At 67.1% G+C, this 25,857-nt stretch carries 27 protein-coding genes; 9 read left to right on the top strand and 18 right to left on the bottom strand.

Features of this window, described 5'->3' with window-relative positions:
* Nucleotides 1-13 precede the first annotated feature (13 nt).
* Nucleotides 14-1,066: a DUF7972 family membrane protein gene (locus tag NKJ07_RS19520; protein WP_318568450.1), complete on the top strand. Its 1,053-nt coding sequence runs from the start codon at nucleotides 14-16 to the stop codon at nucleotides 1,064-1,066.
* 429 nt (nucleotides 1,067-1,495) lie between these two features.
* Here NKJ07_RS19520 and NKJ07_RS19515 read toward each other — a convergent pair whose 3' ends face one another.
* The 3 genes from NKJ07_RS19515 to NKJ07_RS19505 form a co-directional block, all read right to left on the bottom strand.
* Nucleotides 1,496-1,762, bottom strand: coding sequence for a hypothetical protein (locus tag NKJ07_RS19515; RefSeq protein WP_318568449.1), 267 nt, complete (start codon nucleotides 1,760-1,762; stop codon nucleotides 1,496-1,498).
* Nucleotides 1,763-2,167: 405 nt separating this feature from the next.
* Complete coding sequence (locus NKJ07_RS19510; protein ID WP_318568448.1) at nucleotides 2,168-2,419, bottom strand: type II toxin-antitoxin system HicA family toxin; 252 nt, start codon at nucleotides 2,417-2,419, stop codon at nucleotides 2,168-2,170.
* Nucleotides 2,420-2,422: 3 nt separating this feature from the next.
* Nucleotides 2,423-2,692 (bottom strand): type II toxin-antitoxin system HicB family antitoxin, encoded by a 270-nt coding sequence (locus tag NKJ07_RS19505; protein WP_318568447.1) that lies wholly within the window; start codon nucleotides 2,690-2,692, stop codon nucleotides 2,423-2,425.
* Nucleotides 2,693-2,852: 160 nt separating this feature from the next.
* Here NKJ07_RS19505 and NKJ07_RS19500 point away from each other — a divergent pair, with 160 nt between their 5' ends.
* Entirely contained in the window at nucleotides 2,853-3,053 is a 201-nt protein-coding gene (locus NKJ07_RS19500; protein ID WP_318568446.1) for a hypothetical protein, read from the top strand.
* A 35-nt stretch (nucleotides 3,054-3,088) separates the two neighbouring features.
* On the opposite strand, the gene NKJ07_RS19495 is transcribed toward NKJ07_RS19500, so the two are convergent.
* The 7 genes from NKJ07_RS19495 to NKJ07_RS19465 all read right to left on the bottom strand — a co-directional run bounded on the left by NKJ07_RS19495 (nucleotide 3,089) and on the right by NKJ07_RS19465 (nucleotide 8,679).
* A complete protein-coding gene (locus NKJ07_RS19495; protein WP_318568445.1) occupies nucleotides 3,089-3,262 on the bottom strand; it encodes a hypothetical protein in 174 nt (57 codons plus the stop codon).
* Between the two features lie 15 nt (nucleotides 3,263-3,277).
* Nucleotides 3,278-4,318: a dipeptide epimerase gene (locus tag NKJ07_RS19490; RefSeq protein WP_318568444.1), complete on the bottom strand. Its 1,041-nt coding sequence runs from the start codon at nucleotides 4,316-4,318 to the stop codon at nucleotides 3,278-3,280.
* Nucleotides 4,315-5,364 (bottom strand): N-acetyltransferase DgcN family protein, encoded by a 1,050-nt coding sequence (locus tag NKJ07_RS19485; protein WP_318568443.1) that lies wholly within the window; start codon nucleotides 5,362-5,364, stop codon nucleotides 4,315-4,317. Before NKJ07_RS19485 ends, NKJ07_RS19490 begins: the two co-directional genes overlap by 4 nt.
* Nucleotides 5,365-5,838: 474 nt before the next feature.
* A complete protein-coding gene (locus NKJ07_RS19480; RefSeq protein ID WP_318568442.1) occupies nucleotides 5,839-6,723 on the bottom strand; it encodes a Vms1/Ankzf1 family peptidyl-tRNA hydrolase in 885 nt (294 codons plus the stop codon).
* A 68-nt stretch (nucleotides 6,724-6,791) separates the two neighbouring features.
* Nucleotides 6,792-7,139, bottom strand: coding sequence for a DUF5802 family protein (locus tag NKJ07_RS19475; protein ID WP_318570502.1), 348 nt, complete (start codon nucleotides 7,137-7,139; stop codon nucleotides 6,792-6,794).
* A 165-nt stretch (nucleotides 7,140-7,304) separates the two neighbouring features.
* On the bottom strand, nucleotides 7,305-7,649 hold the full coding sequence (locus NKJ07_RS19470) for a DUF7977 family protein (RefSeq protein ID WP_318568441.1): 345 nt from the start codon (nucleotides 7,647-7,649) through the stop codon (nucleotides 7,305-7,307).
* Nucleotides 7,639-8,679, bottom strand: a complete 1,041-nt coding sequence (locus tag NKJ07_RS19465) for a zinc-binding dehydrogenase (RefSeq protein WP_318568440.1) — start codon at nucleotides 8,677-8,679, stop codon at nucleotides 7,639-7,641. The genes NKJ07_RS19470 and NKJ07_RS19465 overlap by 11 nt, the downstream gene beginning before the upstream one ends.
* A 143-nt stretch (nucleotides 8,680-8,822) precedes the next feature.
* Here NKJ07_RS19465 and NKJ07_RS19460 point away from each other — a divergent pair, with 143 nt between their 5' ends.
* The 4 genes from NKJ07_RS19460 to NKJ07_RS19445 all read left to right on the top strand — a co-directional run bounded on the left by NKJ07_RS19460 (nucleotide 8,823) and on the right by NKJ07_RS19445 (nucleotide 13,616).
* Complete coding sequence (locus NKJ07_RS19460; protein ID WP_318568439.1) at nucleotides 8,823-9,581, top strand: YqjF family protein; 759 nt, start codon at nucleotides 8,823-8,825, stop codon at nucleotides 9,579-9,581.
* A gap of 129 nt (nucleotides 9,582-9,710) precedes the next feature.
* Complete coding sequence (locus tag NKJ07_RS19455) at nucleotides 9,711-10,367, top strand: MogA/MoaB family molybdenum cofactor biosynthesis protein (RefSeq protein ID WP_318568438.1); 657 nt, start codon at nucleotides 9,711-9,713, stop codon at nucleotides 10,365-10,367.
* Nucleotides 10,368-10,432: 65 nt separating this feature from the next.
* Nucleotides 10,433-12,184 carry a dihydroxy-acid dehydratase gene (gene ilvD / locus NKJ07_RS19450; protein WP_318568437.1) on the top strand — a complete coding sequence of 584 codons (1,752 nt, stop codon included), beginning with the start codon at nucleotides 10,433-10,435 and terminating at the stop codon, nucleotides 12,182-12,184.
* A 295-nt stretch (nucleotides 12,185-12,479) separates the two neighbouring features.
* Nucleotides 12,480-13,616: a CBS domain-containing protein gene (locus NKJ07_RS19445; protein WP_318568436.1), complete on the top strand. Its 1,137-nt coding sequence runs from the start codon at nucleotides 12,480-12,482 to the stop codon at nucleotides 13,614-13,616.
* Nucleotides 13,617-13,643: 27 nt separating this feature from the next.
* On the opposite strand, the gene radB is transcribed toward NKJ07_RS19445, so the two are convergent.
* The 5 genes from radB to NKJ07_RS19420 all read right to left on the bottom strand — a co-directional run bounded on the left by radB (nucleotide 13,644) and on the right by NKJ07_RS19420 (nucleotide 19,234).
* Nucleotides 13,644-14,324, bottom strand: coding sequence for a DNA repair and recombination protein RadB (radB, locus tag NKJ07_RS19440; RefSeq protein ID WP_318568435.1), 681 nt, complete (start codon nucleotides 14,322-14,324; stop codon nucleotides 13,644-13,646).
* 151 nt (nucleotides 14,325-14,475) lie between these two features.
* The gene (locus NKJ07_RS19435; RefSeq protein WP_318568434.1) at nucleotides 14,476-15,654 is read right to left on the bottom strand and encodes an ABC transporter ATP-binding protein; all 1,179 of its coding nucleotides are present in this window, start codon (nucleotides 15,652-15,654) and stop codon (nucleotides 14,476-14,478) included.
* Nucleotides 15,655-15,658: 4 nt separating this feature from the next.
* Nucleotides 15,659-16,636, bottom strand: a complete 978-nt coding sequence (locus NKJ07_RS19430; protein ID WP_318568433.1) for a carbohydrate ABC transporter permease — start codon at nucleotides 16,634-16,636, stop codon at nucleotides 15,659-15,661.
* On the bottom strand, nucleotides 16,637-17,572 hold the full coding sequence (locus NKJ07_RS19425) for a carbohydrate ABC transporter permease (RefSeq protein WP_318570501.1): 936 nt from the start codon (nucleotides 17,570-17,572) through the stop codon (nucleotides 16,637-16,639). It abuts the gene before it with no gap.
* Between the two features lie 105 nt (nucleotides 17,573-17,677).
* Nucleotides 17,678-19,234, bottom strand: a complete 1,557-nt coding sequence (locus tag NKJ07_RS19420; RefSeq protein WP_318568432.1) for a substrate-binding domain-containing protein — start codon at nucleotides 19,232-19,234, stop codon at nucleotides 17,678-17,680.
* Nucleotides 19,235-19,493: 259 nt separating this feature from the next.
* On the opposite strand from NKJ07_RS19420, the gene priS reads away from it, so the two are divergent.
* From priS to bcp, 3 genes are read left to right on the top strand one after another with little or no spacing between them, the layout of a single operon-like run.
* Nucleotides 19,494-20,687: a DNA primase catalytic subunit PriS gene (gene priS / locus NKJ07_RS19415; protein ID WP_318568431.1), complete on the top strand. Its 1,194-nt coding sequence runs from the start codon at nucleotides 19,494-19,496 to the stop codon at nucleotides 20,685-20,687.
* Nucleotides 20,684-21,622, top strand: a complete 939-nt coding sequence (locus tag NKJ07_RS19410) for a hypothetical protein (protein ID WP_318568430.1) — start codon at nucleotides 20,684-20,686, stop codon at nucleotides 21,620-21,622. The genes priS and NKJ07_RS19410 overlap by 4 nt, the downstream gene beginning before the upstream one ends.
* 30 nt (nucleotides 21,623-21,652) lie before the next feature.
* Nucleotides 21,653-22,114 carry a thioredoxin-dependent thiol peroxidase gene (bcp, locus tag NKJ07_RS19405; protein ID WP_318568429.1) on the top strand — a complete coding sequence of 154 codons (462 nt, stop codon included), beginning with the start codon at nucleotides 21,653-21,655 and terminating at the stop codon, nucleotides 22,112-22,114.
* A gap of 153 nt (nucleotides 22,115-22,267) precedes the next feature.
* Here the strand turns inward: bcp and NKJ07_RS19400 are convergent, their stop codons facing one another.
* The 3 genes from NKJ07_RS19400 to NKJ07_RS19390 all read right to left on the bottom strand — a co-directional run bounded on the left by NKJ07_RS19400 (nucleotide 22,268) and on the right by NKJ07_RS19390 (nucleotide 25,781).
* Nucleotides 22,268-23,113, bottom strand: a complete 846-nt coding sequence (locus tag NKJ07_RS19400) for a DUF3891 family protein (protein WP_318568428.1) — start codon at nucleotides 23,111-23,113, stop codon at nucleotides 22,268-22,270.
* A gap of 127 nt (nucleotides 23,114-23,240) precedes the next feature.
* Nucleotides 23,241-25,502, bottom strand: coding sequence for a CDC48 family AAA ATPase (locus tag NKJ07_RS19395; RefSeq protein WP_318568427.1), 2,262 nt, complete (start codon nucleotides 25,500-25,502; stop codon nucleotides 23,241-23,243).
* Between the two features lie 30 nt (nucleotides 25,503-25,532).
* Entirely contained in the window at nucleotides 25,533-25,781 is a 249-nt protein-coding gene (locus tag NKJ07_RS19390) for a DUF7127 family protein (RefSeq protein WP_318568426.1), read from the bottom strand.
* Nucleotides 25,782-25,857 lie beyond the last annotated feature (76 nt).

Here is a 25,857-nt window from a genome sequence, read left to right as displayed (position 1 = left end):
GAGAGGTGTGCGCATGGGCACGGACGACGAAGAGGGTGGGGAGACGCCGAGCGACACGCTTCGGGAACGAGCCGGCTCGAACCAGGTGAAGCTCTGGATCCTCCTCGACGCGGACCGCTACCTTGTCGCGGGGATTCCCCTGTGTCTGCTCTTCGTCGTTCTGCTGGTGTTAGGTGCAGTCGACCCTGCCCCTCTTCGCGCGGCGGCGAACAGCAAGGACCCGATCGAGACACTGTTTCAGGCGCTCACGACCGCGATCATCACCGGCGTGACGCTCGTCGTCTCGCTCAACCAGCTCGTCCTCTCGCAGGAACTCGGCCCGCTCGGGGATCAGCGCGAACGGATGGAGGGGACGGTCCAGTTCCGCAACGACGTGGCCGAGGCGCTCGACGTCCCCGCGGCCCCGCCGGAGCCGTCGGCGTTCCTCCGGTCGCTCGTCGACGGCGTCGGCAACCGGGCCCGGCGGCTGGGCGACCTCGCCGACGCGTGCGACGACGAGGAGATCCGCGACCGCGTCTCGGAGTTCGCCGACAGCCTCGCCACGAACGCCGACGGGGTGACCAGAGCGCTCGAGGGCGAGCAGTTCGGGACGTTCGACGTCCTCAGCGCCGCGCTGAACTTCAACTACTCGTGGAAGATCTACGAGGCCCGGCGGATCGAGAACGAGTACGAGTCGGCACTCTCCGAGGAGGCGCTCGACGCGCTCGACGCGCTCGTGGAGACGCTCCGCTTCTTCGGCCCCGCCCGCGAACATATCAAGACACTGTACTTCCAGTGGGAACTGGTCAACCTCTCGCGAGGTATCCTCCTGTCGGCCGTTCCCGCGCTGATCGTGAGCATCGCCGGCGTGCTCTACCTCGACAACCCCGGGACGATCACCGGGACGTTTCTCGGGGTCGACACGCTCGTCTGGGTTGTCGTCGCCGCCGCCGCGGTGTCGCTCGTCCCGTTCATGCTGCTGTTCGCGTACGTCCTGCGGATCGCGACGGTCGCAAAACAGACGCTCTCGATCGGACCCTTTATTTTGCGGCCAACGGAGCGCGACGAGACGCTCGACTGGGAGTGACCGGCGTCGCTCCGCTCGGCCCGCTCACTCTGCGCCCTCCTCGTCTCCCACCCGACGTGCCCACGTCTCACAATGATTCGCGGGAGTATTCGTACTCTCGAACTGATAGATCAGCGACCGATAGAAAGCAGCGTGACCGATTCAGAGGGTGAGTTCTGAGGGGATCAGGTTGATAGGCCAAATATCGTGATAGAAAGCGTCGCCAGACCAACCAGAGTGATACCCACAGCTTGCCCCCATCTCTTGACGCGCACTGCGAGAATCAGAGCTACGAGGCACTGAATCGTAAAGAACGCCGCGAACACACGAGAAGCCGCCGCAACGGCCGAGTTGACGTCGGTGAAGAGCACGACTGCGCCGGCACCTGCGGCGAGAAGTGGGTACGTGATACGACGGGGGATTCGATTGCTCGAGAGCTCTTCGAGAACGTCAGATCGAGACGAGATAGCGTTGATGGACGCTGATGCTTGGCTCCCGATACCCAACAAGATTCTTGTCTGCAACCGGCTCGTACCGCTTGATGTTGAGACGCATAACCCACCCCATCGCAAACCCGAGTGCGCAGAGGCCGAGCATGGTGAAGGGTGTCATGATTCCTGAGATCTCCAGAATGAACGGCGTCATCGCCACGAACCCGATATCGATAATATTGGCGAGCGGAACGACTGTCGCCTGATATTGCTCTGATTGTTGCATGCGACTCGAATAGAGTACGTAAGACAAGCCGACGAGGACCACGAGAGAGGCAAGGGAAAGGATAGTGGTTGCAGTCGATGAAATCACCGTCATTAGCGGTCTCGTCCATCCGTATCACACGCCGATATCGTCACCGTACGCACTCGTTTCACTGATTCGTTTCTCGGGAACATTGGTACCAGCGATAGCAGAGACGAGTTATATTAATATGAATATATTTTAGAGCAGATATGAATGTTCAAGCACTAGCTAAGGAGTCGCCTCGAAATCACTTGTTTCGAGAGACAGGCGACCTGTCTTCGCCTCGTAGGGGTCTCTGCTGCACTCGCGCTATCTATACAGCACGGGCCCCGAAGTCTGTTCGATACTCGATACCGAGACGACGATACCACTGATACGTGTCCCTCAGGCGTTCCGGTCGATCAACTCGCAGAACGCGTCGAAACCGTTTGCCCCGGCGCTCTCGGCGATGTCGCGGATCTCCCCGGTCCGGAGTTCGTCGTGCAGCGGGACCGTCACCTGTCGGCGATCGGTCTCATTCGTTGGGTGTTCGTAGTACAGTTGGGCGTCGTCTCCGGTCGTTCGACGCCACTCGAACCCGCCCGTGTTCACCAGCACCTTCACGACTGCCATCCCAGAGAACGTTCGCCGACCCATCGATCAGTCGAGGACGTCCGGCGATTCGCGCTCGTCCGTGGTGTTGTGAGCGGGATCGATTCTCGCCGTGCGGAGTTCCTCGTCGGTCGGCGCGCGCCCACGCTCACCGTCGCGCAGCGCCACTGCGTCGTCGAGGTTCTCTAGCGCTGCCGCTCTGGACTCGCCCTGTGTCGTAACGCCCGTTTCCACGTCCTTTGCGATCCACCAGTCGTCCTCCTGCCAGAGACGGATCTCACCGTCGTGACCGTTGCCGTCCCGAGTCGAACTGGCCATCGTACTCAGTGTTGGGCTACTGGTCGTATGGCCATTCGGCGGCACCCGACGAAGCTGGACAACAACGGCGAGGACTGGCTGGCCTCGTGACCGACTCGCGCTTTGTGTCTCGCACGCTACATCTACCAACTACTGGGGATGAATCGCACGAACCTATCGATTGCTCCGGTACTCACGATCGGGTATCGCGCTCGCCGAGGAGGGTGACGGCGTAGACAGCCGGGACGGCGACGACGAACGCCCCGGCGGCGGACAGCCCACCCGTGATCGGGTCCGGTGGGGCGACGACCGCCGCGAGCAGAACGCGTTGAGGCCGCCGACCCAGACCGCGAGCGCGACGCGTTCGGTCGTGGTTCGATGATACGTTCGCGTGCCGATCCGACCCCGGACGAACAGCTAGGCGGTCGCGCCGAGTCCGACGAGCGCGGTCAGCATCGCCCACCCGAGCGCGCGGTCGCTCCCGCGGGCGGTGGCATCGCGGTGGACCCAGACCGCGAATCCGATCGTCGCGACGAGCGGGACGACCAAGAGGACGACAGCGACGCCGGCGGACGGCAGGAGGGGAGCCATGGTCGGCCGACCCCGTCAGATCGGTTCCGCGCCAGTCCCGCTCCGGTCGTCCGGCAGGCGGATCACGCCGTCGGAGAGGTCGAGACCGTCGTATGCGTCCCCCTCGTCGGCGAGGAGAAGCGCGCCGTCGAGGTCGGCGTAGTCGAGCAGCGGGGCGAGGTGACAGGCGGGGGCGATGGCGGCGTTCGTCTCGACCATACAGCCGAGCATCACCTCCAGCCCGTGCGCGCGGGCCGTGTGGATCATCCGGCGGGCCTCGCGGAGGCCACCACACTTCATCAGCTTGAGGTTCACCACGTCACACCGGTCGGCGACCCGGGGGACGTCGGCGAGGGTCACGACCGACTCGTCGACCGCCACCGGGACCGCCGAGCGCTCGTGGACGAACCGCAACCGGTCGTGGTGGTCGGCCGGGATCGGCTGCTCGACGAACTCGACGCCGTGGTCGGCCAGGAGCCGTGACTTTTCGACGGCCTCGTGGGGCGTCCACGCCTCGTTGGCGTCGACGCGGAGGGTGGCGTCGGGGGCGGCCTCGCGTACCGCGTCGAGGAGTTCCGCGTCGCGGTCGGTACCGAGTTTGAGTTTCAGGGTCGAATAGCCCGCCTCGACGGCGTCGGCCGTCTTCTCCCGGACTCGTTCCGTGGTATCGAGGCCGATCGTGAAGGACGTCGGCGGGCACTCAGCGGCGTCGAGGCCCCACATGCGGTAGAGCGGGACGCCGAGCCGCTTGGCCGCCAGGTCGTGGAGGGCGACCGAGACGGCGGCGCGTGCGGCAGGGTTGCCGCGGACACGGTGGTGCATGCGGCGCTCAATGCGATCGAGCGCGTGCGGGTCGCCGACGGATTCGGCGACGTCAAGGAGGTCGGGGAGGACCGCCTCGACGGTGTCGGCCGTCTCGCCGTAGTGCGGCGACGGCGCGGCCGCGCCGTGGCCGGTCATGCCGCCCTCGTCGGTGAGGCGGACGAGGACGTTCTCGGCGACGTCCTGGGTGCCGCGGGAGATGGTAAAGGCGTCGGCCAGCGGCAGGGAGACACGCTCGAACTCGCCCGTGATCATGCGTCCAACACGGCGTCGAGGAGTTCGTCGGCGTCGAAGCGGATAGGGTCGGTCGCCGGCCCCCCGACCTGCGAGCCGAACGCGTCGAGCGCCTCACGCGCGGCCGCGTCGGAGTCGATCGACGACGTGTTGACCGCGCCCGCGACCACCTCGCCGGGGTGGACCGGCCCGGCGAGGTCTTCGTAGAGGTCGACGTACGTCCCGGGGTCGGGAATCGCCGTGGACTCGTAGCCGTGGATCGCCTCGCGGCCCGCGACGTGACAGAGCACAATCGCGTCGGGCATCGCGCCGTGGAGGATGCCGCAGGTCACGGCGGAGTACGCCGGGTGGACGATGCTACCCTGCCCCTCGACGAACAGCACGTCGTGTGTGTCGCCCATCTCGAGGATCATCTCCTCGACGGCACCCGCGGTGAAGTCGCTCACGACGCGGTCGATGGGGTTGCCCCACCCGGCGATCATGATACCGGTCTGTCCCGTTGGAACGAACCCGGCGTCGATCCCCCGCTCGCGGGCCGCCCGGGTGAGTTCGAGCGAGACGGTCATCTTCCCGACGGAGCAGTCCGTTCCGACGGTGAGGACGACGTCGGCGTCGACTTCGCTCGCGCGCCCCTCGCTCACCGTCAGGTCGGGGTGTGGCTTGCGGACGTCGTGGATGGTCGCGCCGTGTGCCTCGGCCAGGGCGGCGAACTCGTCGTCCTCGGCGAGGAAGTAGTGCAACCCGGAGATCACGTCGAGACCGGCTTCGAGCGCGCGTTCGACGTCCCCCCGCCACGACTCGTCGAAGCCGCCGCCGATGGGGGCGATGCCGACGACGAGCGCGTCGATTTCTCCCTCCGAGAGCGCGTCGGCCATCGATTCGACGATCGGTGCGTCCCGCCCGTCGGGGAGCGAGAGGTGGTCGCTGGCTCGGGTGCCGGGGTTCGAGCGGTCGAGGACCGCGGCGACGTCGTAGTCGGCGTAGCGGAGGACGCCCGTCGCGGTCTTCGCACGGTGGGGAAAGAGGTCGTGGGCGAGGACGGCCACGCGCGTCGGCTGGGCGTTCATACCATTTCCACAGCGAGGCCGTTCTTAAAAACCGGTCATCGCTCTCGCCCGGTCGTGGCAGTCGGTGCGGTGAGAGCGTCTCGGAGGTGGTGAGTACGAGTCGTCGGGAACGGGTCGAGCGCCACGTCGGTCGTCGGAGGCGAGCAGTCGAGACGGGACGAAGGCAGTCGCTAGGGCGGCGATACGCCACGGCCTCCCCAGCCGATTCGCTCGCGTGGCTTGGATACGAAGACCTCGGGCGGCGGGGCGACGTGGCGTCGCCCCGGCCGCGCCACCGCACCGTGTTCCGATGCGGGGGCGCGCGAAAGCGAAGCGAAGCGAGTGAACGCGCGAGGGGCGAGTGGGCGATCGACCGGAGAGAGAGAGAGAGCGAACGAGTCGGCTGGGGAGGGAGAGGCATTTCGCTGCGCACCGGCTACCGCCGCGCGCTCGGTCTCGTCGGCGACCCCGGCGACGTCCGAACGCACACGCCACTCACAGCAGCGACAGCCGGGTGGTGAAGAAGTCCTCGACGGCGGCCTCGAACGCCGCCTCGGGGTCGCCGCTGGCGTCGACGCGGGCGACGTGATCCGCGCGCGCCTCGAACGCACCGAGGACCGTCCGCTCGCCGGCGACCAGCAGCCGATCGCGGTCGACCCCGTCCAGAGCGGAACGCGCCCGGTCGACGTGCTCGGCGACCTGCGCGTCGCGGCGGCGCTCGAACCGTCCCTGCGAGAAGCCGCCCTTCGAGTGGGCGCTCTTGACGTCGCTCTCGACCGTCTCGGCGATGGTCCACTCCCCCTCGTCGTAGGTGCCGACGACGAACAGGTCCGACCGGAGGAGCGCGAGCGCGTCGCCGTCCTGGGGGAGAACCCACGCATCGTCGATCCGAAACCCCGCGTCCCACGCGACGAACGGGGCGGGAGGACAGGGCGGGTCGAGCGCGACCGCGACGAGGCCGGCGTCGTCGGCGCAGACGAGACAGGGGGCGGCGCGACGGACGAGCGGCGCGCGGTCGCCGACCGCCGCGGCGACCGGGTCGGGGAGGCCGTCGTCGACGAACGCCGTGAGCGCCCCCTCGGCGTCGGTGTCGAGCGAGCGGAGCCGCGACCACACCTCGCGGAGTCGACCCCCAGCGAGCGCCTCCCGGCCGCGGAACGCGACCTCTGTTCCGTCCTCGTCGCGGTCGAGTCGGCCTTCGAGGTCGGCGATGCGGTCTTCGAGACGGTTGACCCGCTCTTCGGCCTCCTGTCGCGCTCGGACCGCGTCGGCACGCCGTTCGGACTCGGCCTCGTAGCGGGCCTCGTAGCTGTCGAGTTCCGCTTCGAGGGCGTCGATGCGCTCTTTCAGCTCGGCGCGGCCGAGCAACTCGTCGAGCATGGGTTCGAGACCGTGGGGAGGGAACTTATACGATCGGTCCCGAGTATCAGGATCGACCCTCGTGCGCGTCAGCGACCCTCGGGCGGCGTCCAACCGGCGTACCGGAGGAGTTCTGTCGCCCGGTCGGCCTTCGCGAGGAGCACCTCGCGGCGGTCGGGGAGGTCCCCCGGCGCGAGCGGTGTGGGAAGGGCGAGTGTGCCTGTCGGGACGGCGTCGTCGCCGAGAACCGGGAAGTGTCCACCGCTGTCCAGTTTCATCACCAGCGGGGCGTCCGTCCGCTCGACACCCTCGCCCGTGGTGTAGAGGTGCTCGTTCACCCGTACGTGGTCGTCTCCGTGGATGACAGCGTGGTCGCCGTCGTACGGCTCGACGTACAGGCGGCCGAGGTAGTAGCCGCTTGAGAACTGTTCGAACATGCCGTGCAATACGGTACCAACACACGATCAGTCAAAAGCGTTGCCGCGATCTTTTTTATAGAACCGCTCGTCGATCGCACTCGAATCTCGGTATCGAGAACCGGACGGTCGAGAAACCGGACGGATCGGGGGAGAACGCGGCGGTCCGTGAGGCGCTTCCGGGCGTCAGCGTCGCCGACTGGCACGCATCGACCAGACCGCCGTCAGGCCCAGCATGACGGCCGGGACGAGCGGGAGTATCAGCATCGCGACGACGAACGACAGGCCGGCCTCTCCCGGGAGTGCCGGGCGGAGGTAGATGACCCCGGGGACGACGAGGAACGCGAGGACGACCGTGGCGACGAGCACCCACCCGCGGTCGCCGAAGCCGGTCGGCTTCGGGCCGGGAAGTGGTGCCGCCTCCTCGTCGTCGGCCCGGTCGACCCGGTCGACCCGGTCGGTCCCGGGGGCGTGTTCGGCGTCGGCCGCATCCGGCCGGTGGACGTAGCCCTCGTCGGTCTCAGAGCTCACTGTCTGGCCTTACGACCACGCTCCCAAAGCCCTCACGGTTCTCCAGCATCTCGTGGGCGCGGGCGGCCTCGCTCATCGGCAGGCTGGCGCGGACGTGCGACTCGAACGTCCCGTCCCACACCAGCGGGAGGACGTCGTCGATCTCGCCGGGCGTGGCCATGGTCGACCCGATGACCGAGAGCTGGTTCCAGAAGATCCGGTTCAGCCCCGCCCCTGGGTTGCCACCGGTCGTCGCGCCGCAGGTGACGATCCGACCGCCCTTCGCCAGCGACTTCAGCGAGTCGGGGTAGGTGGCCTCGCCGATGTGGTCGACGACCATGTCGACGCCGCGCTTGCCCGTGTGTTCGCGGATCTCGGCGGCGAAATCGTCGTCCTCGTAGTTGATGACGTGGTCGGCACCGCACTGTTCGGCGTAGCCGAGTTTCTCGTCCGTCGAGGCCGTCGCGTACACCTCCGCGCCGACGTGGTCGGCGATCTGGACGGCCGCGTGGCCCACGCCCCCGGACGCGCCGAGGACGAGCACCGACTCGCTCGGGCCGAGTTCCCCCCGGCTGATGAGCATCCGCCAGGCGGTCTGGAAGACGAGCGACGCCGACGCCGCGGTCTCCCAGTCGACGTGGTCAGGGACGGAAATCAGGTTCTCCTCGGGGACGGCGGCCAGTTCGGAGTGGACGCCGCGGATGTGTTCCCCGATCAGGTGGTAGGAGACGCACATCGACTCCTCGCCGTCGCGGCAGAACTCACACTTCCCGCAGTACTTCCCGGGTGCGACCGCGACGTGGTCGCCGACCTCGAACCGGGTGACGCTCTCGCCGACCTCGCTCACGACCCCCGCCCCGTCGCTCCCGGGGATGTGCGGGAACTCGAGGTCGAGGATGGGCATGCCGCGGCGAGTCCAGACGTCGAGATAGTTCAGCCCGCCGGCCTTGATGTCGACGAGCACCTCGTCGCGGTCGATTTCGGGGTCGGGGAAGTCGCCGTACTCGATGACGTCACGGTCGCCGTGCTCCGAGAACTGGACGGCTTTCATACTCGGGAGTCCGAGCGAAATGATAAAACAGTATGGTTAGCGGGTGATAACTATCCCGGCAGTGACGAGTGGCCGCGACGGTCGAACCTCGACCGAGAGAGACACCCCGGGTTGACGTGCCCGGAGTCCTCCACAGCAACCGAATGCCGCCACTGTTCACCGTCACCGGGCGGGACGTGCTGTTCGCCCACTGGCCGATGGATTCCGAGGCCCTCTCCAGGCACGTCCCGGACGCGCTCACGCTGGAGACGTTCGACGGCACCGCGTGGGTGAGCGTCCTCGCACTGGAGAACGGTGCCGTCGGGGTCGGTCCGACGACGCCACCGACGTCGGTCGGGGCGACGCCACAGCTCAACCTCCGGACGTACGTGACGATGGACGGCGACTCCGGTGTCTACTTCCTCTCGCTCGACACCGGCCGTCGGGTCGCCGCCCTCGCGGGTCAGCGCGGGTTCGGCCTCCCGTTTCACCACGCGACGATGCGGCTGACGCGACGCGACGGCCGGATCACGTTCCGGAGTCGTCGCCGGGGCGGGGCGACGCCGGCGGCCCGCTTCGGGGCGCGGTACCGCCCGACCGGGCCGGTGTTCGAGGCCGACCGGGAGACAATCGAATCGTTCTGCGTCGAGCGATTCCGCTTTTTCTTCCCCGCCGGCGAGGATCGCCGGGTCGACGCCCTCCAGGTCGGGGACGGGAACCACGGCGGGGTACGGGTCGGCACCATCTCCCGAGAGCCGTGGGAACTCCGGCCGGTGGAGGCGGAGATCCGGCGGAACACGCTGTTCGAGGCGGCCGACCTCCCGCGTCCGACGACGGAGCCGGTCGTCCAGTACAGCCCGGGGTTCCGGATGGGTATCGACCCGCTCGAGACGCGTGACGCCGCCGGGCGACGGTCGGAGTGAGGACGTCACCGGAGACGACGTCGCCGCACCGTCGACTCGCCACGGCCGTTTCGGACGGGACGCCTGCCGGCGGCTGTCCGTGCGCCGATCGGGGTGAGAGTTTTGCCCCGTCGACCGAAACGGGCGTGCATGAGCGACGAGCAGGACCACCACGCGCACGGGGCAGGCGAGCACGACCACGGTCACGGTGACGACGACGAGGAGGGTCACGGCCACGGTGACGACGGCGGAGAGGGTCATCATCACGGACACGGTCACGATCACGAGCACGGTCACGGTCACCACCACCACGACGTCGAGACGCTCGGGGTCGCGGTGCTCACGGTCTCGTCGTCGCGGTCGCTCGACGACGACCCCGCTGGCGACGCCGTCTCCCACGCCTTCGAGTCCGCGGGCCACGAGGTCGTGACGCGCGACCTCGTCGGGGACGACTACGACGGCGTACAGTCGGCGCTGGGGAGCCTCGCGAAGCGGGACGACGTCGACGCGGTCGTGACCTCCGGCGGGACGGGCGTGACGCCCGACGACGTGACCGTCGAGGCCGCCGAACGGCTGTTCGCCAAACGGCTCCCGGGGTTCGGCGAACTCTTCCGGCGGGAGTCGTACGACGAGGTGGGCGTCATGATCGTGGCGACGCGCGCGACGGCGGGCATCGTCGAGAACGTCCCCGTGTTCTGCCTCCCGGGGAGCGAGAACGCGGCCCGCCTCGGCGGGGAGATCGCCGTCAAGGCGGCCGGGCACCTCGCGGGGCTGGCGCGGCGCGACGAGGACGAAGACGAGGAGTGAGGCGCGCGACACGGACGTTGCCGGCAGTGACGGTCATTTAAGCGTCCGCGGCGCAACTCCCGGATATGAGCCAGCAGGAACCTCCCGAACGAGACGACGCCGAACAGTTCTCCGGTCGGAAGGAGGCGGCCCTCCCGAGCCGGGACGTGACGGAGGGGGCCGAGCGTGCGCCCCACCGCGCGATGTTCCGCGCGATGGGCTTCGACGACGAGGACCTCTCCTCGCCGATGGTCGGCGTGGCCAACCCCGCCGCGGACATCACGCCGTGTAACGTCCACCTCGACGACGTCGCCGACGCGGCCATCGGCGGCGTCGACGGCGCGGGTGGGATGCCCATCGAGTTCGGCACGATCACCATCTCGGACGCCATCTCGATGGGGACCGAGGGGATGAAGGCGTCGCTCATCTCCCGCGAAGTCATCGCCGACTCGGTCGAACTCGTCGCCTTCGGCGAGCGGATGGACGGCCTCGTCACCGTCGCCGGCTGTGACAAGAACCTCCCCGGGATGATGATGGCCGCCATCCGGACCGATCTCCCGAGCGTGTTCCTGTACGGCGGGTCGATCATGCCCGGCCAGCACGACGGCCGTGACGTCACCATCGTCCAGGTGTTCGAAGGAGTTGGCGGCTACGCCCAGGGCGAGATGAGCGCCGAGGAACTCGACGACCTCGAACGGCACGCCTGTCCCGGTGCGGGGTCCTGCGGTGGGATGTTCACCGCGAACACCATGGCTTCGATTTCCGAAGCGTTAGGGCTGGCCCCGCTGGGGAGCGCCGGGGCGCCCGCCGAGCACGAGTCGCGGTACGACGTCGCTCGTGAGGCCGGCGAGCTCGTCCTCGACTGCATCGAAGCGGATCGCCGGCCCTCGGACATCCTCACGCGGGAGTCGTTCGAGAACGCGATCGCCCTGCAGACGGCCATCGGCGGCTCGACGAACGGCGTCCTGCACCTCCTGGCGCTCGCCCGGGAGGCGGGGGTCGATCTCGAACTCGCCGATTTCGACGCGATCAGTCGACGGACGCCGAAGATCGCCGACCTCCAGCCGGGCGGCCAGCGCGTGATGAACGACCTCTTCGAGATCGGCGGCGTCCCGATCGTCATCCGCCGCCTCCTCGACGCGGGGCTGTTCCACGGCGACGCCATGACCGTCACCGGCCGCACCGTCGCAGAGGAACTGGCGACGCTCAATCTCCCCGCGGACGACGAGATCGACGCGGACTTCCTCTACGCTGTCGAGGAGCCCAAGCAGGCCGAGGGCGCGATCAAGATCCTCGAGGGGAACCTCGCGCCCGACGGTGCCGTGCTGAAGGTGACGGGCGACGATGCCTTCCACCACGCGGGGCCCGCCCGATTGTTCGAGAACGAGGAGGACGCGATGGAGTACGTCCAGGAGGGCGAGATCGAGTCGGGCGACGTCATCATCATCCGAAACGAAGGCCCACAGGGCGGCCCCGGGATGCGCGAGATGCTCGGCGTCACCGCCGCGGTCGTCGGCCAGGGCCACGAGGACGACGTCGCGCTCATTACCGACGGGCGGTTCTCGGGAGCGACGCGCGGCCCGATGATCGGGCACGTCGCGCCCGAAGCGTCCGTCGGCGGCCCGATCGCGCTGCTCGAAGACGGCGACGAGATCACGGTCGACATCCCCAGCCGCGAGCTCTCGGTCGATGTGAGCGACAAGGAGATGAAGCGTCGGCGCGAGGCGTGGGAGCCGAGCGAGCCGAACTACGCGACGGGTGTCCTCGCGAAGTACGGCCAGGCGTTCGACTCCGCGGCGAACGGTGCCGTCACGAACCCCGGTGTGAAGCGCGACTGAGCCGTTCAGCTCGGCCGGCCAGGGACTCCGGTCGGCGCACACCCGACCGGTACTTTTCGCGAACCGCCATCCACTCCGGGCTCTGTCACGAACACGTGTCTTCGCCCGTGCAGCCGTGGACGGGACCGCGAACCGCGAGAGGACCAGCGGAGTTCGCGTGAGCGTCCGGATGACACACCGGGACACGACGGGACTCGCACGGGGTCGATCGGACAAGAGCGCACGCAGTGGGCGTCATCTCCTGGAAAGAGGACGAAAGTTCAAGAGCGCCCGGGATGTAGGGTCACCTTGGACTATGGATATCTCTGAGATCACCCTTCCTGACTTCATCGAGGTCGACGCGGACAAACGGCTGGGCAAGATCCGGTCGATCTTCGACCGCGAGAACCCCAAGGGCCTCATCGTGACGAACGACGGGGGCTACGTAGGGATCATCAGCGAGAAACAGCTCGTCAAATCGCACGTCGAGGATAACACGAAGGCGGCCGCGCTGGTCCGGTCGGCCCCCAAGATCGACCGGTACGAGGACGTCCGCGAGGTGGCGCGGATGCTCGTCGAGGGTGACGTAAAGATCGCACCGGTGTACGAGGGCGAGAAGCTCGCCGGCGTCATCACCGAGGACGCGATCCTCGACGCGGTCATCGAGAACCTCGACGCACTGGTCGTCGAGCAGATATTCACAGCGGAGGTCGTGACCATCGGCGAAAAGGACCGCATCGGGCGCGCGATCAACCTGCTGCGCGAACACGGTATCTCCCGGCTCCCGGTCACCGACGACGGCGGCCGGCTCGCGGGCGTCATCACGACCCACGACATCGTCGACTTCGTCATCCGCGACGACCGTCGACAGGGTCGACACGACCGCCGGGGCGACATCGACCGGATGCTCGATCTGCCGGTGTACGACCTGATGACGAGCCCCGTGCTGACGGCGACCCCCGACGAATCCGTCCGCGAGACGGTGTCGCGGATGCTCGAAAACGACGTCGCCGGCCTGGTCGTCACGGGTGAGGACGACGGGATCGCGGGCGTCGTGACCAAGACGGACGTTCTGCGCGCGCTCACGTTCACCGAAGAAGAGCGGATGGACGTCCAGATCACGAACGTCTCGCTGCTCGATACGATCTCCCGCGAGGAGATCACGAGCTCGATCACCAGCGTGGTCGACAAGTACCAGGAGATGCAGGTCCACCACGCCCACGTTCGCTTCCACGAGCACAAAGAGAAGCTCCGCGGCACGCCCCTGATCCAGTGTCAGATCCGCCTCCGAACGAGCCACGGTCAGGTCGCGGGGTCGGGCGAGGGGTACGGGGCCGAACACGGCTTCCACGTCGCGCTCGACAAACTCGAACGGAACGTCCTCGAGGTGAAAGGGATCAACGCCGACGAGAAGTACCGCGGACAGCTCCTCCGCAAGCTCGGCGACCTGTAGTCGGTCCACGACCCTCCCCCGGTCGGTTCAGAACTCCTCGACCGCCTCCAGCCCCCGGTCGGAAATCTGGAACGTCGCGGTCTCGCCCGCCGGTTTCGACCCGTGTTTTTCGAGCGTCGCCCGTCGTTTCCCCCCGCGGAACCGGTCCAGGCGGACGACGACGCCCGTCCAGTGTTCGAGCGTGTGCCCGCCGAGCGGCCGCGTACGGTCGGCGTCGGGGTCGGTGAACACCTGGTTCGTCAGGACGACCGCGAGGTCGTGTCGACGGGCGAGCGACAGGAGGTGGGTGACCTGTCTGGCGACGCGTCGGAGCGTCTCGCCCTCGTCGCCGTCGGTCCGTTCCAGTCGATAAAAGCCCGTGACCGAGTCCACGACGACGAGGTCCGCCCGTTCGGCGAAGTCGGCGACGTCCCGGACCGCCTGCTCTTGCTCTTCGAAGTCGTGGGCGTCCGAGACCACGACGCGGGAGGCGAGGTCGTCGACGTCGCCGACCGCCGATGCGACCTGCTCGAACCGCGACGGCGACAGCCCCTCGGTGTCGACGTAGACGGCGACGCCGTCGGCGGCGGCGCGGACGGCGGCACACAGCGCGAAGTTCGTCTTGCCGGCGGCGGGCGGGCCGTACACCTGCGTGACGGCACCGCGCTCGACGCCGCCGCCGAGGAGGTCGTCGAGCGGCTCACAGCCGGTCGGGAGAGGGTCGCTCACGGGTGGACGTAGCGGCGCACCGTGATTTAAACTCTCGTTTCGACCGGGCCGACGGCAGACGTCGAGCGGTGTCCGTCGCCGGGTGCGGTGGCTCGACGGGCCGATGTCAAAAGAACGCGAGTCTGACGCGGCCGGAACGGACCGCCCGGTCTCAGTCGTCGCTCTCGGCGGCTTCGGCCGCACTGCCGGGACTGGTGAGTCCGTCGAGGCCGTGTTGGATCGCCTCGCCGGTCTCACGATCGAACAGGTGGACCTTCGAGCGGTCGAGGACGACCTCGATGGTCTGGTCCTCCTCGATTGGCGTGTCGGGCGAGACGCTCATGAGCAACTGCCCGCTGCCGGAGCCCTCTTCGAGGTCGATCTGGGCGTCCTCCGAGAGGAGGAGGTAGACGAACGTCTCGTCGCCCATCGGCTCCATGACGTCCGTGTCGGCGCTGATGACCTTCGTCTGGCTCTCGAGGCTGCCCGCCTTGTCGACCGGGTAGACGTCTTCGGGCCGGATCCCCATCGCGACCTCGTCGCCGGGCGTGACGCCGTACTGCGAGGGGTCGAAGTCGACCGAGATGTTGTCGTTGCTCCAGCCGTCCTCGGTGATGCGCCCGTCGACCATGTTCATCGCCGGCGAGCCGATGAACGTCGCGACGAACATGTTCGCCGGTTCGTTGTAACAGACCAGCGGCGGATCGATCTGCTGGAGGTTGCCCGAGTCGATGACCGCGATCCGGTCGCTCATCGTCATCGCCTCGGCCTGGTCGTGCGTCACGTAGATAATCGTCGTCTGCAGCTCCTTGTGGAGGCGCTGCAGCTCCGTGCGCATGTGGACGCGGAGCTTGGCGTCGAGGTTGGCCAGCGGCTCGTCCATCAGGAACACTTCGGGGTTCCGGACGATCGCGCGGGCGATAGCGACGCGCTGACGCTGCCCGCCGGACATCTCGTCGGGCATGCGCTCGAGCATGTTAGTGATCTGGACGATCTCCGCGGCGCGCTCGACGCGGCGGTCGATCTCCTCCTTGTCGAAGTCCCGCAGTCGGAGCCCGAAGGAGATGTTGTCGTAGACGTCCATGTGCGGGAACAGCGCGATGTTCTGGAACACCATCGCGATGCCGCGGTCCTTCGGCGGGAGGTTCGTCACCTCACGCCCGCCGATGAACACCTTCCCCTCCGAGGGGATGGTGAGTCCGGCGACCATCTCCATCGTCGTGGACTTCCCACACCCTGAGGGACCGACGAGACAGACGAATTCGCCGTCCCTGATGTGGATGTTCATGTCGTCGACTGCCGTTACGTCTTCGTACCGCTTGTACACGTTCTCGAGTTTGACGTCTCCCATTGTATTACTCCTTGAGTGCTCCGGCGGTCAGTCCGCTCACGATCCGCTCCTGAGCGATGATGACCAGGATTGCCACGGGCAGAACCCCGACGATACTCGCAGCCGCCATCAGGTTGTACGGCGTGTCGAACTGGCCCTGATACTTCAGGATACCGGCGACGATCGGTGCCCACGACGAGGCCTCGCCGTTGTTCATCAGGAACGAGAAGAAGAACTCGTTGTACACCGAGATGAACGTCAGCACGCCGGCGGTCGCGACACCGGGTGCCGACAGCGGGATGATGACGCGGAACAGCGCGCCGAGTCTGGTGGTACCTTCCACCCGCGCGGCGTCCTCCAGACCGTCGGGGATCTGGCCGTAGAACGTCGTGAGGATGAATATCGACAGCGGCAGGAACAGCGCGCTGAACGGCATCACCATCGGGATCGGCGTGTTGAACGTGTCCGGTGACGCGACTGTGATCTCGGGCAAGCCCGGTATCATGAACGTCAAAGCCACGTTCCCAGTGAACAACTGGAACAGCGGGATGAGGAACGCCGCCGGCGGGAAGTACGAGATCGCCAGGATGGCGAGCATCAGTACGTTCTTCCCGGGGAACCGGAGGCGTCCGAACACGTAGCCGGCGAGCGACGCCAGCAGCAGCACGATGACGGTCGTTGAGATGCCGAGAACGAAGCTGTTGAACATGTAGAGGTGGAACGGCACCCGCTCGAACATCGTGACGAAGACGCCGGGGTTGAACCCCTTGGGGACGAGCCCCATGTTCGAGATGGCCTGGTTCGGCGTGAGCGCGAGCACGAGCAGCCAGTAGAAGGGAAACAGCGTCGTGATCAGGAAGAAGATGGTGAGCACGTAGAACATCGCGCGGTACGCGCGCTCGGGGTTCTTGATGACCTTGCTCACCCAGGTGGCGAGCGGCCCGCGCGAGATCGGCGCGTCCTCCATCTGGCCCATCTCTTTCGCCGGGTTGTCGGTCGCCATCTAGAACGCACCTCCCTCGGCGTCGGCGAACTTGACGATGTAGATCGAGACCACGACCGCGATGATGGCCGCGGTCACGAACGCGACGGTCGCCGAGGTGCCGTACAGCCGTGAGTTGAACGTCGTCACGACGAGACACGACAGCGACGGCACCGTCGAACAGCCCGCCATCGTCTCGATGATCCCGTAGACGCGCATCGCGGCGATGGTCCGGAACAGCATCGCGACGAGGATGGTCGGCAGGATCAGCGGGAGCGTGATCATCTTGAAACGCTGCCACGGCGACGCACCGGAGACCTTGGCGACGTTGTACAGCGAGCGGTCGATGCTCTGCATCCCCGCGAGGATCAAAAGCGCCATGAACGCCGTGGTCTTCCAGACGTCGGCGATGATGATGAGCGTCAGCGAGTCGACCGTGTTCCGCAGCGGTGTCGTGCTGATGCCCAGTTGGTTGAGCAGTGTCGGGTTCTCCGCCGAGCCGATGAGGAAGCCGATGTTCGGCTGGAACATCAGGAAGAAGATCATCCCCTGGATAACGATCGGCACCGCCCACGGGATGATGATGGCGACGCGGACCCACCGCCGGCCGCGGAACTCCTGGTCGAGAACGAGCGCCTGGCCGAAGCCGATGATCGTCTCGAACAGCACGCTGAGAGCGGTGAAGACGAGCGTCACGCCCAGTGCGCTCTGGATGAACGCCGTCCCGCCACTGGGCAGGAACGGCGCGGGGAGTTTGAAGTCGATCTGTCCGGTCAGCAGCTGTACGTAGTTCTGGAAGCCGACGAACTCACCGAGCCGAGCGGAGCCGGTGAGGGCGTCCGCCGACAACGACATCAGGAACGTCGACGCCAACGGGTAGATGGCGATGACGAGAAGCAGCACCAACGCTGGGATCAACAGGAGATACGCGTACTGCGCCTCCGAGAGGTTCTCCATCCAGCGGGTGATACCCACAAGCGGCCCCGACCGCGTGCGGACGCCTTCCTCGGTTCGTTGTTCAGTTGCCATGTGTGTGCGTGTGTGACAGTGTCCCGTGGGTACTTAGGCGCTGTTCTCGATCTGCTGGAGCTGCGACTTGAGATCCGACATCGCCTGTTCGGGCGACTTTTCCCGCGCGTACGTGGCGTTGACCTGCGTGGAGATCCGGCCGGACTGCTGTGGCCAGACGACGGTGACGGGCCGCGGGATAGCGTTCTCGCCGGCGACTTTCAGCTGCTGGGTGTACCGGCCGATCACGTCGACCTCGGCGGCCTCGCTGGAGTCGAGCAGGGACGGCTCCGGCGGGATCCAGCCGATGATGCGGAAGATCTCGAGCTTGAACGAGTCCTGCATCATCGTGCGCAGGACCTGCACTGCCGCCTGCTTCTTCGCCGACGACGAGTTCGGGTTCATCGTCATGTGCCAGCCGCCGAGGGCGGCGACCGGGCCGCCGGTCATCGGGTACTGCGCCTCGCTCTCGGGGACACCGTACGGGATCGGCATAACGCCGAGGTCCTCGCCGAAGACGTCCTCCGCGCCGTTGATGACGATCGAGTACGGCCAGTTGCGGTGCATCACCGTCGCGCCGTTCGTGAAGGGCGACCGCGAGGGCTCCTCGGTCCACTGGAGCACCGCCTCGGGGGCGATGTTGCCCGCGTACTCCTCGCCGAGCGCCTCGGGGTCGTCCGAGCCGTGGATGAACTTCCGGACCATCCGGATCGACTGCAGGACGGCCTCCTCGTCGATGGTGATCGGGCGGTCTCCGACCGGGCCGAAGAGGTTCTGGGAGGGGTCGCCGAAGTACGCGCCGCCCCAGGAGGTCATGAACTCGTTGAAGTCACAGCACGACAGCCCCTCGTAGGCGTTCGCCTGGAACGTGTAGCCGTACTGCTGGTCGGCGTTCCCGTAGGAGTTGTCCGCGTCGGCGTTGGCGTCCATCGCCTCTCGGGTGACCTGCGAGAACTCCGCCCACGACATGGACTCGGTGGCCCAGGTTTCGAAGTCGGAGTCGCCGTAGCCGGCCTCACGAAGCAGGTCTTTGCGGTACTGCATCGTCGGGAAGTCCGGGAACAGCGGGATGCCGTACAGGTCACCGTCCGCCCCCTGTGCGGTGTTGACCGACGCCTCGAAGTAGTTCTCCTCGATCTGGCTCACCATCTCGTTCGGGAGCGACTGGCTCAGGTTCTGGAGCTGTTCGCGGGCGATGAACGGGATCGTCCACCCGCTGTCCATCATGAGGAGAGTGGGGTCCTCGCGACCCGAACTCAGCCACTGCTGATACTGCGACTGCCGGTTGTCGGTGACCTGCGACCCCGCGAGGATCTCGACGTTGATGTTGTCCGGAAGCCCCGCCTCCCGCATCGCCTGGATCACCTCGTCGGAGGAGTCCGCGACGCGCGTGTCCGCCGCCCACTGGATCGTGATCTCCTCGGTCGGTGCGTCGGTGTTGATCGGCGTGTCGGTCGAGCCACCGGAGCCGCCGTCGCCGCTCCCCCCGTCACCGCCGCCGGTGCTCACACAGCCGGCGAGCCCGACTGCGACGCCCGACGCCCCGGCCGCCTTGACGAAACTTCGACGCGACACACCCGATCCACCGTCGTGTGGCTCAGTATCAACCATTACAGTTCGATGTGTTAGTATAGGGATTATTTATACTTTCGGTAATGGTTACTACCGTAGTTGTAGTAAATTCGCCGTCATCACTAGCAGCGGCGAACGGCGTCACTCCGCGCGGTCTCGTCGTTGGCCCCCCGAGTTCAATGGACGACGTTTGTGAGTAAGTGACTTAACCGTCTCGCCGTGAGGAGGGTCGTCGAGTCGAGGTCGTCCACGGCGGAGACACAACGATTTTACCGGCCCCTCGACAACCTCAGCCGTCATGGACCCCACGACCCGCGACTACCTTCGCCGTCGGTTCCGCGCGTACTACGCGTCGACCGACGTCGACCTCCCTCCCGGTGCGGAGTCACGGGAGTGGGGCTACATCCCCTGGACCGCCGGCGGGACCACGATGGTCCGACACAAGTCGCTGTTCGACCTCGGCGACGTGGGCACCTTCCTCGGCGACGAAGGGCCGCGGCACGTCTACTTCTCGGCCGCGGAGTACCACGATCCCGGCGCGGGAACGATGGACGAGAAAGGGTGGCAGGGCGCCGACCTCGTCTTCGACCTCGACGGCGACCACCTCGACGGGGTCGACGAGTCGACGCCGTACCCGGAGATGCTCGGCGAGTGCAAGCAGGCACTCGTGCGGTTGCTCGACCTCCTGACCGACGATCTCGGCTTCGCCGACGAGGCGTTGCAGGTGGTGTTCTCGGGCGGGCGGGGCTATCACGTCCACGTGCGCGACGACCGGGTTCGAAGCCTGGATTCGGCGGCGCGGCGCGAGATCGTCGACTACCTCCGCGCGATCGACCTCGATCTCGAAGGGCTGGTTCGGACCGAGTCGAACCGGGGGACGACCCGCCGCGTGCTGAAGACCGAGGGCGGGTGGGGCCGACGGACCCACCGTCGACTCCTCTCGTTCGTCGACGAACTCTGCGGGATGGACGAGGCGGACGCCGTCGACCGCCTGCGGGAGTTCGACGGCATCGGGGAGAAGCGCGCGCGGACGGTGCTCGGGGCGGTCGAGTCGACGCCGGAGGCGATCAGGACGGGTAACCTCGAAGCGGGTGGTCCCGGCGTCCGCACCCTGGTCGAGGCGCTCGCCCGCGAGACGGTGACCGCCGAGACCGCACCCATCGACGAACCGGTGACGACGGACCTCCGGCGGCTCATTCGCTTCCCCGGGAGCCTCCACGGCGGAACCGGCCTCGTGGTCCAACGCGTGCCTGTCGACGGGGTCGACTCGTTCGACCCACTCGTCGACGCGGTCGCCGAACCGTTCACCGACCGCGAGATCGAGATCGAGGTGACCGAGCCCGGCCCCGTTTGGATGGACGGCGACAGGTTTAGGATGGAGGAGGGTGTCGTCTCGGTTCGTGAGTGCGTGGGCGTGTTCCTCCTCGCACGCGAGCGCGCGGAGAAACCCCGACCCGACGTGACCCCCGAACGCGAACACGACCGACGATGAACCTCGAAGAACTACGCAGCGTCCAGCGGGCTGAGCGTCAGAAGGACAGCCTCCAGCACCTGCGCGACGAGTTCTACGAGAACGTCGCCGCCTACATCGCCCAGTTGAAAGACGAACGCGAGCGCGCGGTGGCGGCGGCCGACGACCCCTTCGCCTCCGACGACGTCCGCCGCCTGACCGACGAGATCGAGTCCACGAAGGAGACCGCGAACGCGCTGTACGAGCGCCGCGTGGGCAAGGTGGTCAAGCACGCCTCGTTCGCCGCCGCGGACATGGCGACGGACGAGGACGGGATGACGGTCGAGGAACGCGACCTCTTCGACGACCTCGTCGGGCGCATCCGCGAGAACCGACGGACCGTCCTCGCAACGCTCGAGCGGAACGCCGACGACACGGCGGCGGAACCAGCGTCCGACGAGCCGTCCCCGGCGGCCGCCGAGTCGACCGATTCGACCGAGTCGACCGGGGAGGCCGACGCGGGCAGCGGTGACCGGACCGGGGCGGACGTGGTCGATCCGCCCGACGCACCCGAACCCGCGGCCGACGGCCTGCTGTCGGACGCGCTCGGCGGCGGAGAGTCCGAGGAGAGCCTCGCGGCCGTCGCGTCCGGCGACTCCTCGCCCGAGTCGACGCCCGGAGCGGAGGCCAGTCCTGACGAGTCGACGCCGGTCGGTGGCGAGACGGTCGGTGAGGACCGCCCCGTCGGCGAGGCGGCGACGGTGTCCGACGACTCTGTCCAGGCGCGTTCCGACGACGCCGACACGACCGACACGACCGACACAGAGCGGACGGTGCTCCGGATCACGGCCGACGTCGGGACCGTCTACGGCGTCGACGACCGCGAGTACGACCTCGCGCGCGAGGACGTCGTGACGCTCCCCACGACCAACGCCGAGCCCCTCCTGCAGAAGGACGCCGCCGAGCGCATCGACTGATTCTTGCCCCCGGCGGTCCCGGATCCAAGCATGCTCGACACGGGAACGGCCGCGCCGGACTTCGAGTTGCAGAACCAACACGGCGAACCAGTCGGACTCGCCGATTTCGACGGCTGGGTCGTCGTTTACTTCTACCCGCGTGCGGACACGCCCGGCTGTACCACGGAGGCGTGTGGCTTCCGCGACGCCGTCGACGAGTTCTCCGAGCGAGGGATCTCGGTCGTCGGCATCAGCGACGACCCGGTCTCCGACCTCGCGACGTTCGCCGAGAAACACGACCTGTCGTTCGATCTGCTCTCCGACGAGGACGGCGCGGTCGCCGAGGCGTACGACTCTTACGGCGAGAAGAAGATGTTCGGGAAGACGTTCGACGGCGTCTTCCGCAACACGTACGTCGTCGATCCCGAGGGGACGATCGTCCGAGCCTACGAGGACGTCTCGCCCGAGAACCACGCGGAGGGGATCCTGCTCGACCTCGAAGATAGCATATAAATCGTGACGAACGCGCCGCTGTCGTCTGGTGGTTTGACACACCAGCGTTCCGGTGAAACGAAGCCGCCACGTCGCGGCTTACGACGAGGCGTTCCGACCTGCCATTCGGGGAAGGGTGTATAAGAACCTGTCGGGCGCGGCGGAGCCGCCGCGTCAGCCGCGGACGGTGAACGCGACGGTGTCGACGGGAGCGGCGTAGTACGACCGCACGAGGTCGGCTTCGGTGCCCGAGTCGACCGCGTCCCGGGGGACCGTCCGGGTCCGAACCGGGACCGAGAGCGGCGACTCGTCGAACGGGAACGGATCGATCGCGAACGTCGTCTCGTCGACGGGCCGCACCGAGAGTTCGACGTCGGGTTCCCCGGGGGCGACCGGGACGCCGCCGAGCCGCGTCGCCTCGTGGTCGATCGTCGTACAGCAGTACAGCGAGAGCCGGTCCCACGTCTGGAGGAGTCGGTAGTTGCAGACGAGCTCGCTCTCGACGCTGGGATCTCGTCCGTCGTGGAGCGCCTCCAGCGCTCGCCGGTCGGCCCCGTCGACGTGGTCGGCGTACCGGCCGTCGGCGGCGAGGCGGGCGACGAGCGACAGCTGGCGCGACTCCTGTGCGCGGACGAACGCGGCGAACTCGTCGGACGTGTCCGGGAGGTCGGAGTGGGTGCCGTACCGACGCCGGCGGACCCCCGCGCCGTGCATCGCACACAGCAGTCCCGCGTAGGGGTCCCGCGCCGTCACCGCGTCGATCCCGTTGTCGTAGAACGCGACCCACTCCTCGCGCGTCGTGTCGAGGACGCTCGCGGGCGCCCCGTCGACGAGGTGTGGTGCGAGGTCATAGTCGTGCCAGCCGGCGTCGTGGAGCGCGGCGGCCATCACGACTGGCGCTCGGGGTGAAGGTTCGGCGAACACGCCGCCGCCCCACGCCTCGGCGAAGCGGCCCACCTGTGCTGCGTGCTCTGGCTGGGTGACGAACCGGTACGCGTCGGCGGTCTCGGCGACGATCATACCCGGGGTTCGGCGGCGAGCGGTATGGTCCTTGGTACGAGGTGTGGACGGAAACAGAAACGTCGTGATGACCGACTACGACGTCCGTCGGCGGGCAGTCGAGGGGGAAAGACGGACCGAGTTAGGGTTACTGGAACGTCCGGCCCATTTCGGTCTCGGCGTCGCGTTCGACCTCGCTCTTCTTGAAGCGCTCTTCGATCTCCTCGTAGCGCTTTCTGGTGTCGGCGGTGACCGACGGCGTGACCTCGTCAAGGGCGTCCTCGAAGTGCGCCATCGTGATGCGGACGTTACCGATCGACTCGCCGATCTCCTCCTTCGAGACGCTGTGGATGAACTCCCGGGAGGCGGTCATCGCGGCCTCGCGGGCGACGGCCTCGATGTCGGCACCGACGTACCCTTCGGTCTTCCGCGCGAGGGCGTCGAGGTCGACGTCGTCGGCGAGCGGTTTGCTCCGCGTGTGGACGTCGAAGATCGCCCGGCGGGCCTCCTCGTCGGGGACGGGCACGTGGACGTGTCTGTCTAAGCGCCCCGGCCGGAGGAGCGCCGAGTCGATGAGATCGGGCCGGTTCGAGGTGGCGATGACGACGACGTCTTCGAGTGCTTCGAGCCCGTCGAGTTCCGTCAGCAGCTGGCTCACGACCCGTTCGCTCACGCCGGAGTCGCCGGTGTTGCGGCCGCGCTCGGTGGCGATCGAGTCGATCTCGTCGAAGAACACCACCGTCGGCGCGTTCCCGCGGGCCTTCTTGAACACCTCTCTCACCCCTTTTTCGGACTCCCCGACGTACTTGTTCAGCAGTTCGGGGCCCTTGATGGAGATGAAGTTCGAGTCGGCCTCGTTGGCGACGGCCTTCGCGAGGAGCGTCTTGCCCGTCCCTGGCGGGCCGTACAGCATGACGCCCTTGGCGGCCTCCATGTCCAACTGCTGGAACACCTCGGGGTATTCGAGCGGCCACTGGATGGTCTCGCGGAGGCGTTCTTTCGTCCCTTCGAGGCCGCCGACGTCGTCCCAGGTGACGTCCGGCACCTCGACGAACACCTCGCGGAGCGCGGAGGGTTCGATTCCCTTCAGCGCCTCCTTGAAGTCGTCGAGCGTCACCTGCAGGCGTTCGAGCACCTCGGCGTCGATCTCCTCGGATTCGAGGTCAAGTTCGGGGCGAATTCGTCTGAGCGCGTTCATCGCCGACTCCTTCGCCAGCGATTCGAGGTCGGCACCGACGAAGCCGTGGGTGTTGTCGGCGAACTCGTCGAGGTTCACCTCGTCGGACAGCGGCATGTTGCGGGTGTGAACCTGCAGGATCTCCTTGCGGCCCTCGCGGTCGGGGACGCCGATCTCGATCTCGCGGTCGAACCGGCCCCCTCTCCGAAGAGCGGGGTCGATGGCGTCGACGCGGTTCGTCGCGCCGATGACGACGACCTGCCCACGGGATTCGAGCCCGTCCATCAGCGAGAGGAGCTGGGCGACGACGCGGCGTTCGACGTCGCCGGAGGTCTCCTCGCGCTTGGGCGCGATCGAGTCGAGTTCGTCCATGAAGACGATGGCCGGGGCCTCCTCCTCGGCCTCCTCGAACACCTCTCTGAGCTGTTCTTCGCTCTCACCGTAGTACTTCGACATGATCTCGGGGCCCGAGATCGTGTGGAACGAGGCGTCGATCTCGTTGGCGACGGCCTTCGCGATGAGCGTCTTCCCCGTACCCGGCGGGCCGTGTAACAGCACGCCCTTCGGCGGGTCGATACCTAGCCGCGAGAACAGCTCGGGGTGGCGCATCGGCAGCTCGATCATCTCGCGGACCTGCTCTAACTCCCCGTCGAGGCCGCCGATGTCCTCGTAGGTGATCGACGGACCCTCGTCACCGCCGGGAGAGCTCTCGCGGATCTGTTCGGCGGGCTTCTGGGAGATCTCGACGTTCGTCGAGTCGTTGACGACGACCGTCCCGGAGGGTTGGGTCGACGCGATTCGGAGGGGGACGGACTGGTTCGACGAGGCCATGAAGCCGAAGCCCAGCGGGAGCTGGACGGTCTGGCCTTTCGTCACCGGCTGACCGGCGAGCTTGTCGCGGATGTACGTCCCGATGTTGCCACCGATACGGAGGTTCTGCGGGAGCGCGACCGTCACGCGGGCGGCCGGCTTGACGTCGGCCTTCTCGACCTCGACGCGGTCGTCGATGCCGACGTTGGCTTGCTGTCTGAGCCGGCCGTCGATGCGGATCACGCCGGTGCCGTGGTCCTCGGGGTAGCCGGGCCAGACGCGAGCGATAGTCGAGCCGTTCTGTCCATTGAGGCGGATGAAGTCGCCCCCTTCGAGTCCGAGCTCTTCGGCTGCCTGGCGGTCGATGGCAGCGAGGCCGCGGCCCGCGTCCTTCTGTTTCAGCGGTCTGACGATGAGTTTCATGACGAGATCTGTTGGAGGGTCGTGGTCTGGTTACTTCGCGATGGTGATGGTCAGGATGCCGTTCTGCACGGCGACGTCCGCGTCGGTGCCGGGGAGTTCGAACTCCGTCTCGGCGACCTGGTCGCCGGCGTCGATCACGACGATCGCGGTCGTCCCGACGATGTCGACGTCGACGTCGTCGTCGGAGACGCCGAGGTCGGCCGCGATGACCCAGCTGTCGTCGTACTCGTAGCGGCGCAGGAACCGGTCGTTTGAGCCGGCGAACTGTTGTACACTCATGATACTGACTAACTCCAAGTTAGCTTTCTAAGTATATAAAAGTTTCGTATACGAATCGGGAGACAGCGCAGGGTTC

The organism is Salinigranum marinum (assembly GCF_024228675.1).
GTDB classification, from domain to species: domain Archaea; phylum Halobacteriota; class Halobacteria; order Halobacteriales; family Haloferacaceae; genus Salinigranum; species Salinigranum marinum.
Note: the sequence above shows the minus strand (reverse complement) of the source record. Positions and strands in the feature narration are given on the sequence as shown.